A 12,292-nucleotide genomic window follows, 5' to 3' on the forward strand; every position below is an offset into this window, starting at 1 on the left:
CCAATGCCCAATGCCCAATGCCCAATGCCCAATGCCCAATGCCCAATGCCCAATGACAAATGATAAATGACTAATAACTATTTATTTATGAATCAAGATTTAACACAACAGTGGTTGACGGAAATACAGGTACTTAAAGATCAGATGGCGAAACTTCAACACGATCGCGATGGTGCTTGGGAAAGTGCCCAAAAATGGCGTCAGCTCTATAACACAGAAGCAGAACAACGCCGCACTGATGCCCAATTGTCCCAACAAGCGATCGCATCCCTGAAGGCAGACGTGCATAAATTCCAGAGTCTTGAGGTCGAGACATTGGCTGCTGGGACATCAGTAACAGCGATCCAACAAGAAATAGAACAATTAAAATCTGTGGAGGACTTACAAGCTAAACTGATCGCCGTGATCAAAGAACGCGATCGCCTCTTGCAAGCTCTGAAAACTGAGCAGGATAACCACGCCCAAACGCGTAATAGCCTAACTACTGCTTTGGGTGATGCTATTGATAGCTTGACACGCGAACGAGCCGCAGGAGAAAAAGATCCAAGAGGACAAAACGACAAGGAGATAGGGGGACAAGGGGAAACCCCATAGTTGAAGAAGAATTCAGAATTCAGGAACGGAGCTTGGGATTGCTTTGCCAAGTGCTATCTACTAAAACTAAGGGACTGACAAATAAAAAAATTTTTCTTTACTTCTTGTGGGGTGGGCGTCTCGCCATTAGTGTCAACTTAAGGTTAAAACCCATTTGTCAACGATAGGTTTTGTTGTCTCGTTAAGAGTCTCCGACTCTTAATGCATTCCGAGAGGGCTGCCGCCTCAAGACTTGCGGCAGAGCCGCGATGAGGTGCTATTTCCAGCCTCTAGCTGGAAACGAGGTTTTAAAAGGCTTTCACCTTAAGTTGACACCAATGGCATCTTGCCCGCCCGTAGCCAAGGGCGGATAAGACTTCGGCGTGAGCGCTACTTCTCTTCTTAGGCTGCGCCAACGACAAAGCTTAGTACAAGTCAGTCGAACGCTCTCCACCCCACAAGATTGGATAATTTATTTGTTGTCAGTCCCTAACTCAGGGTTATGATCTTAGTTTGAATCATTGCTATCCTTGTCTCGGCTGAATGCCAGATGCAATTAATCTCTCTATCGACTTGCTATCTACGGCTTTTGAGAAAAAATATCCTTGTGCGTACTTGCATTTCATGGCTTTAAGCTGTGCTAGCTGTTCCATCGTTTCTACGCCCTCCGCTATTACATCTTTATTTAGATTTTGGGCTAGACTGATAATCGCCTGAATAATCTCTAAGTTTTCTCCATTAGCACCAATTTTGGCAATAAAAGAACGATCAATCTTCAAGGCATTACTTGGAAAACGGTGCAGGTAACTCAAGGATGAATAGCCTATGCCAAAATCATCTAAGTGTAATTGAATATTCATCTCTTGCAGTTGCAAAAGCATAAAAGTTGCTGATTGAGTATTTTCCATAAGTACGCTTTCGGTAATCTCCAGTTTTAAATTGCTGGCTTCGACATCAGTCTCTTGGATAATTTGGTTAATTTGTTCAATCAGCCCAGGTTGTGAAAACTGTTTAGTGGAAAGATTTACACTGATTGTTAAGGGTGGATCAGCAGGAAATTGTATTTGCCAAGTGTGCATCTGACGACAAGCCTCGCGGAGTACCCAATAACCAATGGGAATAATCAGCCCAGTTTCTTCTGCCAGTGGAATAAAGCTGTCTGGAAAAACTAATCCCTGTTCCGGGTGCTGCCAACGAAGAAGAGCCTCGAAGCCAATAATCTTGTAAGTTTCTAACAAAATAATTGGTTGGTAGTGAATCTGAAACTCTTGGCGTTCAATTGCCCGTCGTAGATCCATCTCTAACTCTAATAGTTTCGTTACTTGGGTGTACATGCTTGAGTCAAATATCTTATGGCATCCTTTACCCAATAACTTAGCGTAATACATGGCAATGTCAGCATCGCGCAGGAGTTCCTCCGGTTGGTTGTAACTAGCATTGCTCAGGGCAATACCAATGCTGGCGGTGGTAAATACCTCATGCCCACTGAGTTGGAACGCAGATGTCAGAGCTTCGTGTATCCGCTCCACTACGCTTGTTACGTCATTGATGTTATTGAGATCATCAAGCAAAATTGTAAACTCATCTCCGCCTAGACGAGCAACTGTGTCTCCAGCACGCAGGCAATTTTCCAATGTGCGAGCCAGCGCAGTTAGTAGTTGATCACCAATCATATGACCGAGACTATCATTGATTACTTTGAAGCGATCTAGGTCTAGAAAGAGAACAGCGAATATATAGTCCACACGTCGTTTTGCCGACATGAGCGCACGTTCTACCCGTTCGATAAATAAGGCGCGGTTTGGCAGACCGGTTAGTACATCGTGAAAGGCATCATGAATTAATTGCGCTTGGGCAACTTTTAAAGCAGTAATGTTGCGAGCGATACTCAAAACAAAATATACTGAACCATCGCTAGCCAATTCCGGCACAAGACGGGTATGGTAATGTTTTGTTTCCCAAGCGATCGCTAAACTGCATTCAAACTCGGCTTCTTGCTTAGTTTGGAAAACTTGCTGGAGCTTATGATCATATATCCGACAAAATTCTGACGGCAGATTTAATTCTGCGTTTGTTGCGCCAATAAATGTTTCGACTGATATTCCTGTAACCTTTTCAATAGCTGGATTAACGTAAACATAGCGCAATTCAGTGTTAAATCTGGAAATAATATCAGGTGCATTTTCAACTAGTGCTTTGAATTCTTCCTGGCGATGCCTTAGTGTCTCTAATATCTGCTTACGCTCGGTGATATCCTGAAAGACCAAAACTGCACCCGCAATGTTACCATTGTCATCTTTAATCGGTGCGATACTATCACCAATTGGTATTTCTGTACCGTTTCTAGCAATAAGTATTGTCTGTTCTGGTAAGTGGACAGTAACCCCAGATTCAAGGACTTGTCTGATCGGACTTTCAATTTTTTTCCGAGTCTTTTTATCAGCAATATTGAATACTTCTGTTGCTTCTTTGCCAAATGCTTCTGCATATTTCCAACCCGTCATTACCTCCGCAACAGGATTCATAAAAGTCACCGCTCCTAATGCGTCGCTAGTAATCACCCCATCACCAATACTTTTAAGTACGGTAGTCAGCCATTGTTCACTCTGTTTTAATTTTGTTTCCATCCGATGTTTGGATAGGGTAATTTCAATATTAAACTTTAATTCTTTTTCTTTAAAAGGTTTGATAATGTAGCCAAATGGCTGTGTTACTTTTGCTCGTTCTAATGTTTTTTCATTGTCATCAACAGTCAGATAAATTACTGGAATATTAAAAAGATTATGAATTATCTGGGCAGCCTCCACACCGTCCATTTTTCCCTTAAGAATAATATCCATTAAAACTAAATCTAGAGAATCATCTGCTGCTTTCTCAATTGCTTCTTCTCCCGAATCAACAAGCCCTAAAACAGTGTATCCAAAATTTTCTAGCCGATTTCGTATATCCATTGCCACGATGAATTCATCTTCAACAATCAATATATTTACCTTGCTCATAATTTTGTTCGATTTATGGGATTATAAATTTTTGGTCGAAAAGATAATTTTAATCTCTACTCCGTTATGATTGCTGAAATCAATATTCCCTTTAAGCTGATTTGTCAGACCCTTTACTAATCGCAGACCTAATGATTCTGTAGTCTGAAAGTCAAAATCTTTGGCAAAACCAACGCCATCATGACTGATAGTAAGTGTAAATAAATTTGCTTCAAAGGAGCAAAAATCAATACAAATTTCTCCCGATTCTCTTTGGTGAAAGGCATGTTTTAGAGAATTTGAAATAAGTTCATTAATAATCAAGCCACAAGGAATAGCTGCATCACTGACTAAGAAAACATTCTCAACGTTGATTTTCAAGTTAATCGCACTGGAATTAAGGTTGTATGAAAAAAACAAATTAGTTACTAAGTCCTGGATATAGTCAGCAAAATTAATCCTTGCGAGGTCTTTAGATTGATAGAGTTTGTCGTGGATTAGAGCCATTGATTGAATACGGTTCTGGCTATCTTTGAATACCTGAATGGCTTGATTGTCTTTGAGATACTCTGCTTCCAGCTTGAGCAGACTAGAAAGAATCTGCAAATTATTTTTTAGCCGGTGATGAATTTCTTGCAATAGCACTTCTTTTTCTTGAAGCAATGCTTTAATCTGCTCCTCTGATCTTTTATGCGCTAAACCGATGATAACAGAAGCTATCATGCTGCCAAAAATAGTCAGCAAACTTGTTTGATGAGTACTGGCGTTCCCCTCTATTGATAGCTGTTTAAACAACTCATTGTCTTCGTTATCGCTAGCTATAGTGAGCATTCGCATGTGTTCCATAATTTGCCTGAACTGTCTAAACTATATCCGTTCTTTGCGCGCGCGTCTCGTGCAGAAGAAAAAGGGTGATTAGCAGTCCCAATCCAAGCGGCTATATCTTCGTTCCACCAAAGAGCACCCATGAAAAAATTGGCTTGCTGAATAAGAATAGGACTTACGCAAAATATCTCTCAAACTCTGATTTCTCCGTGCCCTCTGTGCCTGGAGCGGTTCGTTATTCCGTAACTCATGCGTAAATCCTAAAGAAGTATGAAAATGATATTAGTTAATTATTGGGAGCGTATATTTTCGGAGTCATGGGAAGGTAAATCATAACTCTTGTGGAATTATTCAGTATATCTACGTACCGCTCTCCCACAGATTTTGGCTTGCATAAGTTATGTTAATGTGGTGTGCCATATCAACTGATGCAACTAACTCAAGGCAAAGCAAAGTACCCATGCTCAGACGCTTAATTGTGATTGTTACTGCTGCTATACTCTTTAGCAACTCCTTGACGCTGGCAGAGAGTAAAAAGCCCAAACCACCGGATGAATTTCCTCCTAGTCCTCTAGAAATTACCACACCCGATCCACTGCTACCACGTTTGCCCAAGGATAAACAGCCGTTAACTCTCGAAGAACGGCAAAAGTTAGAACCAGCCCTGGATGCCTTAAACCAAGAAGCAGCAGCGAAACTGCAAGCAGGGGATCAGGTGGCGGCGTTTGAAATTTGGAACCGGGAACTGCGCTTGCGACGCTTTTTAGGTTCATTACCAGAGGTGCAAGCATTATCACGAGTCTCTGCGATCGCTTGGAATCAAAACAACAGCCCCGAAGTACAATATATTACGCACCGATTGCAAGCTATTCAAAAGCAGGCACAATCTCAGAAAACAACTGCCGAAATTGATCTAGAATTGTGGCGATCGCTAGGTCAAGCTTACCAAAATGTGCGATCGCCTAAACTAGCTGTGGAAGCTTACAACCAAGTTTTGCTAGTCGTGCGACAGCAAAAAAATCCAACGGCAGTAGTTGAAATCCTCAAGACAATTGGGGAACTACATTTGAGTTGGTTTGATTATCGCAAAGCCGCCCCAATCTACGAGGAATTATTGGGTTTAGCGACTTCCCAAGGCGAACGTCTAAACGAGGTAACATATCTGCAACGACTGGCTGATATTTACGAGCAGACAAACCAACTACAGCAGTCATTGAATGTACTTAATAAACTAGCAGAAATTTACCTAAATGAAAATAATCTTACTGAAATACCAGAATTAAAGCTAGCGATCGCTTCCGATTACGAATCTCTAGCAAAGAAAGATCCTAACTTACTCTTAGAAGCTTTTAAAAATTATCAAGAAGCTTATACCACTGCTTGGCAATTACAGGAATACGTTCGTGCTGGTGAAGCTTTGCAGAAGTTAATTGCACTGTACCGTTCTCAAGGACAAACAGATGAGGCTTTGCAGGCTAGCGAAATTCTTGTGCAGATACAGGCGCAAGCCGTCAACTTTTACGGGATGATGCAAGCTTATGACCAAATTGGACAATTGTATTTAGAACGCAAACAGTTTCCTCAAGCACTAACAGCTTTTCAAAAAGGGTTAGAACTAGCGCAACAACTCAAACATGAGGAAGCATACTTTACTGGGCAAATTGAAAAAGTCTCGAAAGCAAATTTGTAGCCAATATTAACAGTCACCCATCCCTTGCGCGTCTTTGTCAGGAGAAGGGTAAGCACTTTAGGAGTTATTTTCTAACCACTAAAGTGTTTACTACAAACCCTTCATGACTAGCTTGACAAAGTACTAAGGGATATGTTGCACCCTTGATTGTGTTGGAATTTGTTTCTGGAAACGGTTCGGAAGAACGAGATCAAACGCCGCCATCTCAAGGGGAAGGTGGAAATGTTGGATTAGGATACTAATAATACATCTTCATATATAGCTGCGATTGCACAACGATAATCAACGCTAGCTAAATGCACTTCTTCTTCATAAGGGTAAAGTACCCAATGTCCTTGCTGATTGCGACGGAAGCATTCCACACTCATTTGGTCTGGTGAAATTAGCACATATTCTTGTAGTGATTCTAAGTGTCGGTAGCTGGCAAATTTCTTCCCTCTGTCATAGCCTTCTGTTGACTCAGAAAGCACTTCGATAATTAAGGAAGGATGGCACTTAAAATATTCAAATTCTTTATCCCGTGTATCACAAGTAACCATTATATCAGGATAAAAATAGCGGTTTATGACATCAATTTGTGCTTTCATGTCTAACATATAAACACGGCAACCACTACCCCGGAGATGGTTTCGTAATAGTACAAACAAGTTTCCTACTACAGTGACATGGGCATCACTTGCCCCTGCCATTGCGTAGACTTGCCCATCAATATACTCGTGTTTGATTTCACTTACTTTTTCGCCTTCTAGATATTTTTCCGGTGAGATATAGTACTCACTTTGGCTAATGACCATTTTAATATTTTAGTAGTTTTATCAAACATTTTAACCCATAGAACAAATTTAATGAGCGACAGCGCCACCAGTTGGCTTCACCTTTTTCAAGAATAAAATGGCAATTCCACTAAGTAACAATGCAATGCCAATAAAGTAAAAACAATCGTTAAAAGCCATTACAAAAGCTTCCCGACGGACGATGTTAGATATAGATGCGATCGCCTGATTTTGTGCTGTAGTCAAATCGGCTCCACGACTAATAAAATACTGTGTCATTTGATCAATTCGCTGCTGAGTTTCTGGGTTATATAAAGATACTCCATCACCCAATCTATTCGAGTGAAATTGCTCTCTGTTAGTTAATAAAGTTGCTAAAGATGCAATTCCTAGAGAACCGCCCAGATTCCGCATCATATTAAATAAACCACTTGCTGATCCTGCTTCTTGCTGACTCAATCCAGCAGTGGCGATAGAACTAAGTGGTATCATAATTAAAGGTTGTCCCATTGCACGCACAAATTGTGACCAACGTAACTGATCTAATCCAGTTTGATTAGTCATTCCAGAGTTCATAAATGCACTGATGGAAAACAAAGTTACACCCACAGCTACGATTAACCGCACATCAATACGTTGCATCAATTTGGGTATGAGGGGAATAATAAACAGTTGGGGAATACCAGCCCAAATTAATACTTCACCAATTTGCAACGCATTGTATTGTTGAATTTGGGCAAGATACAGAGGTAAAATATAAATTGAACCATACAATCCTATACCCAGCGATACATTGACAATACTCGCTAAACCAAAGTTCCGCCGAAACACAAGCCGTAAATTAATAAATGGTTGTTTACGAGTTAATTCAATATAGAAAAATATCGCTAAAAAAATTGCCGCGATCACACTTAAGCGCACAATTAACGTTGAACCAAACCAATCTTTACGGCTACCTTCTTCTAAAACAACTTGTAGGGAACCTAACCCAATAGCCATCGCAATAATTCCCCACCAGTCACCTTGTTTCAGTAAATTAATTTGGGGTTTTACTTGCTTAATTCCGTACCAAACGCCAGCTAGCATTAATGCCCCTGGAATCACATTTATATAAAAGTTATACTCCCAACCAAAATTTTCTGTTAACCAACCTCCCAATGTCGGGCCAATTGAGGGTGCAAAAACTGCACTAAACCCAAATGCCGCCAGCCCAACTGATTGCTTAGATTGAGGTAAAGTCGTTAATACAACTGTCATAGCGGTAGGAATTAATACTCCTCCACTAAAACCTTGTAAGACCCGAAATAAAATCATGGAATTGAGATCCCACGCCCAACCACAGCAGATAGAAAAGAAAATAAATAATGCAGTATTGACTAACAGATAACGTCGCAGAGAAAATACCCGTGATAACCATCCTGTTAGAGGAATTACTACAATTTCTGCTACGAGATACGCCGTAGAAATCCAAGAACCTTCTTCTAGGGTTGCTCCTAAACTTGCTTGAATATCTTGCAATGAAGCATTAGTTATTTGAATATCTAATACTGCCATAAATGCACCAAGCATACTGGCTAATACACCAATCCAGGTTTTTAGCGGTACACGTTCTGGTGGTGCTTGCTGATGAATTACACCTGTGTTAGCCATAGTGTTTTTCCTGTTTCCAAGTTAGGTAGTAAAAAATGTTATTATATCTTCTCTTTCTCTCTGCACGGCGAAATTGAAATCTGATTACTAGAGAAAAGCTCATTCTAGAAGTTCTCGTTTGGAGTTTTGACCTCTCTCCTACAAGGAGGAGCCACTGCATTGGGCGGCGAGCCACTCTTGTTGCATGTGGCGTCAGAGGCTTTGAATCTTACTCCCCAACGCTAGTAGGGAAGGGGTTGGGGGTTAGGTCTGTATTCAACTCAACTGCAAACTGGGATAACGTAAATCTAAATTTAACTACAGTTATCTATCTTAAACTTCCTGAGTCGTGACAATACCCTTTTGCTCATAAATTGGACGTATTATTTGCTTTAAAGCAGGCAACTGTCTGCTAAAAATAATCGACCCTAAAATACAAGCTATACCATCAATAATTAAAGTGTTGGGAGCACCAATATGACTTGCTAATAAACCTCCTAATAAATTACCTACGGGAATCATCCCCCAAAATGACATTGTGTATAAGCTCATCAATCGCCCGCGTTTGTCGTCCTCAACAATTGTTTGTAAAAATGTATTGCTAGCAGCAATCTGGAGAATTGTTGCCAAGCCAACAAATAACATTGTAAATAAAGAAAGTGGTAAAAAACGAGACAAAGAAAAGGCAATTAGACTAATTCCTAAAATTGCTGGAGCTATAGCAATCAATTTCTCAATTTCCAAGATTGTTTGGCGTTTAGCTAGATAAATACTACCAGTTAAGGCTCCAACTCCAGACGCCGCCATCAAAAACCCCAAGGTTTCCGCACTACCTTTGAGAACTTGTTCTGCAATAACTGGTACGAGAATAGTGTTTTGCAGTCCCATGAGGCTGACTAAAGCTAATAGCAATAGGATGGATCGAATGGGTGGGAAGCTAAAGGCATATACAAATCCCTCCTTGACTTTTTGTAAGGGATTTCCGTTAGTTACGGAATTTTTCCAAGGTTTAACTTGCATCGCCAATAAAGCGGCGATTACACCAATGTAGCTCAAACCATCAATTAAAAAACAATAGCCATTTCCAACGCGAGTAATTAATAAACCCGCGATCGCAGGGCCAATTAATCGCGCACAATTGATTATCGTGGAGTTGATGGCAATCGCATTGGCTAAATATTCTCTGTGTTCAACTAATTCTGGCATAAATGCTTGGCGTGCTGGTGCATCTAAGGCGTTAATAAATCCTTGAAACAAACTCAAAGCGATAATGTGCCATAGCTGAATCACACCAGTTAGCGCCAGCACTGCTAATGTTAACGACTGAATCATCGCCAAGACTTGCGTACCAATTAAGGTACGATACCGAGAAAAGCGATCTACAAATACTCCGCCAAAGGGAGCTAAAAAAAAGCTCGGAATTTGACTCGAAAATCCTACAACTCCTAGCATCAATGGGGAGTTTGTTAAGTCATAAACTAGCCAAATCGTGGTAAGTTGCGTCATCCACGTCCCAATTTGGGAAATACTCTGTCCGGCAAAAAACAGACGGTAGTTTTTTGACCTTAATGCAGGTAGTAGCGGTTTTTTCATCTAAGGCTTGCTTGATACCAATCTGCGTTCATCAATATCATCTCACCTCATCTCCATACGCCTCTCCATAGGTGTAGGAAGATATCACAACTAGAAACAGGTTTTTCAGATATTTTAAAGCAATTTGGTATTACTTGACTTCCACAGCAACTTCCGCAGACATCCCCGGAGTAATCCGCGATTCGTATCCTTGAATGCTCTTTTGGTCGAAAACTACTTTTACTGGGATGCGCTGTACAACTTTGGTAAAGTTACCTGTCGCGTTATCTGGTGGCAATAAGGCAAACTGAGCGCCGGAAGCTGGCGAAATACTGTCAACTCGACCGATAAAGGTGTGATGAGGGAAAGAATCCAGCTTGATTTCTACTGGCTCTCCTGGGCGCATCTTTTCTAATTGAGTTTCTTTGAAGTTCGCAACTACCCAATAGTTGTTATCGACGATCGCCATTAATGGTGTTCCGGTTGCAACTCGGTTGCCAATTTCCACGTTTTTCCTGCCTATGCGTCCGGCACTGGGGGCGGTAACATTGGCATAAGATAGTTGCAATTGTGCGTCTTTGAGCGATGCTTCTGATTGCACGATCGCCGCTTTTGCCGCTTCGTATTGACTACGTTTTACTGTTGTATCTTGTCCACCGGCGGTAGCTTGTTGCAATCCTCCCTTAGATGCTGCCAATTTAGCTTGGGCATTGGTGACATTTTCTTGCGCTTGTGCTAGTTGAGACTGGGCTTTGGCGACACCAACTTTGGCAGAGGCTAACTTGGCTTGGGCTTGTTCTACTCCCTGAATAGCTGCGTTTTTTTGTGCCGTAGCCACATCATAAGCTGCCTTGGCTGTGTCTAATTGCTGACGAGCGATCGCACCTGTTTTATACAATTGGTTATAACGATTGTAATCTGTTTGGGCTTTTTCCAAATTCGCATTTGCTTGCGCTACCTGCGCTTGGGCGGCGGGAATCCCCGCTTGGGCTAGTCTGACTTCAGCTTGCGCCGCCGGTATCCCAGCTTGGGCTTCTTGTACTGCTGCTTGGGCTGTGGAAATTGCTGCTACCGCACCACTGACATCACCTTGCGCTTGAGTTGTCTTACCAGTGGTGGTTTGTGAAGTTAAAGCAATATTTGCTTGAGCGGCTTGCGCCTGACCACGCGCATTTTCTAGGGCGGCTTGTGCTTGTTGTACCTGACTTTGATAATCCCGTGGATCTAACTTCACCAACAATTGTCCCGGTTGCACCAGTTCGTTATCATTCACAAGCACTTCACTTATAGTTCCGGGAATGCGGCTACTAATTTGGTGAATGTTTCCCGCAACGGTGGCGTTGTCTGTTTCCTGGTGGGTGGAGGCGTATTGCCAGTAATGATAACCAAAAGTACCTGCGGCGATCGCACCCACACCTAAGGCTGCCAAAATTAAACCAGTCGGTTTTTTGCGCTTCGGTGGAACTTCTTTCTCGATCTCAGGAGTCACAACAGGTGCTTCTGCTGTTGCAGATGTTTCTGCTGTCACAACTTCTAAAGGCTCTAAATCAGGAATCACTTCTTTTTCTAAAATTGGGGTCTTGTGTCCGTTGCGTCCGTTCAAAGTATTAGTGCCCATGATTGTTAACTTCCTTCTTCCTCCAATAATTTGATTGATAGTCGTTTATTTAGAATGCGTAATATTTCCTGAAAAAAACTTTATTTCCTTAGTATGCGTAATATTATCTCAAAATATATCTTTACAGTGCCTCACCCGACCGGGTGATTCTGGGATCATCTTTAGGAGAGGTTAGCGATCGCCCGATTCAACATTTGGGAAAATAGTTCACGGTCAGCAAAGGAAATACCCTCCATCGCTTGATCACGCAGGGCTGCGGCGACTGGCGGTAAGACAGCTTCTAGTTCCTTGCCTGCATCCGTTAGCCAGATCCGCCAGATGCGGCGATCGTCGGTGTCGCGTTCTCGACGCACCAAGCCGCGTTCTTCCATCCGATCTAGTACGCCTGTTAAAGTCCCTCCCACTTGTTTGAGTTTGTCCCCAATACTAGAAGTAGGTAAGCCATCTTCTTGCCAAAGACAGCACAACACCAACCAGTGAAATGGCGTAAGTCCAAACGGTTCAAGCCTCTCAGTAAACTTGCGACTGAGCAGTTGTGAGACTAATTTGATTCTGTAGCCTAAATTGTATGGTGCCAGATTTTGCTGCCACGACTCTAAAGCTGGGGAGTGATTAGATGTAGAAACCATTAGAA

The 12,292-nt window shown here is 41.8% G+C and carries 9 protein-coding genes and 1 pseudogene; 3 read left to right on the top strand and 7 right to left on the bottom strand.

Annotated features, from left to right (window positions below):
- Positions 1–87 precede the first annotated feature (87 nt).
- The gene (locus PUQ00_RS23105) at positions 88–594 is read left to right on the top strand and encodes a hypothetical protein (protein WP_300421306.1); all 507 of its coding nucleotides are present in this window, start codon (positions 88–90) and stop codon (positions 592–594) included.
- Positions 595–1,097: 503 nt separating this feature from the next.
- Here PUQ00_RS23105 and PUQ00_RS23110 read toward each other — a convergent pair.
- Together PUQ00_RS23110 and PUQ00_RS23115 are read right to left on the bottom strand one after the other, a co-directional pair.
- Positions 1,098–3,572 (bottom strand): EAL domain-containing protein, encoded by a 2,475-nt coding sequence (locus PUQ00_RS23110; protein ID WP_300421243.1) that lies wholly within the window; start codon positions 3,570–3,572, stop codon positions 1,098–1,100.
- Between the two features lie 21 nt (positions 3,573–3,593).
- Positions 3,594–4,295, bottom strand: coding sequence for a histidine kinase dimerization/phosphoacceptor domain -containing protein (locus PUQ00_RS23115; RefSeq protein WP_300421245.1), 702 nt, complete (start codon positions 4,293–4,295; stop codon positions 3,594–3,596).
- Positions 4,296–4,836: 541 nt separating this feature from the next.
- Here PUQ00_RS23115 and PUQ00_RS23120 point away from each other — a divergent pair.
- Both PUQ00_RS23120 and PUQ00_RS23125 read left to right on the top strand, forming a co-directional pair.
- Positions 4,837–6,066 carry a hypothetical protein gene (locus tag PUQ00_RS23120; protein WP_300421248.1) on the top strand — a complete coding sequence of 410 codons (1,230 nt, stop codon included), beginning with the start codon at positions 4,837–4,839 and terminating at the stop codon, positions 6,064–6,066.
- Between the two features lie 125 nt (positions 6,067–6,191).
- Positions 6,192–6,287 (top strand): annotated as a pseudogene (locus PUQ00_RS23125) (Uma2 family endonuclease); the annotation flags it as partial.
- Between the two features lie 9 nt (positions 6,288–6,296).
- Here PUQ00_RS23125 and PUQ00_RS23130 read toward each other — a convergent pair.
- The 5 genes from PUQ00_RS23130 to PUQ00_RS23150 all read right to left on the bottom strand — a co-directional run bounded on the left by PUQ00_RS23130 (position 6,297) and on the right by PUQ00_RS23150 (position 12,287).
- The gene (locus PUQ00_RS23130; RefSeq protein WP_300421251.1) at positions 6,297–6,860 is read right to left on the bottom strand and encodes a Uma2 family endonuclease; all 564 of its coding nucleotides are present in this window, start codon (positions 6,858–6,860) and stop codon (positions 6,297–6,299) included.
- A gap of 48 nt (positions 6,861–6,908) precedes the next feature.
- Entirely contained in the window at positions 6,909–8,489 is a 1,581-nt protein-coding gene (locus PUQ00_RS23135; protein ID WP_300421253.1) for a DHA2 family efflux MFS transporter permease subunit, read from the bottom strand.
- A gap of 312 nt (positions 8,490–8,801) precedes the next feature.
- On the bottom strand, positions 8,802–10,061 hold the full coding sequence (locus PUQ00_RS23140; protein ID WP_300421256.1) for an MFS transporter: 1,260 nt from the start codon (positions 10,059–10,061) through the stop codon (positions 8,802–8,804).
- A 130-nt stretch (positions 10,062–10,191) separates the two neighbouring features.
- The gene (locus PUQ00_RS23145; RefSeq protein WP_300421258.1) at positions 10,192–11,658 is read right to left on the bottom strand and encodes an HlyD family secretion protein; all 1,467 of its coding nucleotides are present in this window, start codon (positions 11,656–11,658) and stop codon (positions 10,192–10,194) included.
- Between the two features lie 161 nt (positions 11,659–11,819).
- A complete protein-coding gene (locus PUQ00_RS23150; RefSeq protein ID WP_300421260.1) occupies positions 11,820–12,287 on the bottom strand; it encodes a MarR family transcriptional regulator in 468 nt (155 codons plus the stop codon).
- Positions 12,288–12,292: the final 5 nt, after the last annotated feature.

The organism is Nostoc sp. S13, from assembly GCF_029379315.1.
In the GTDB taxonomy this organism is placed as follows: Bacteria; Cyanobacteriota; Cyanobacteriia; order Cyanobacteriales; family Nostocaceae; genus Nostoc.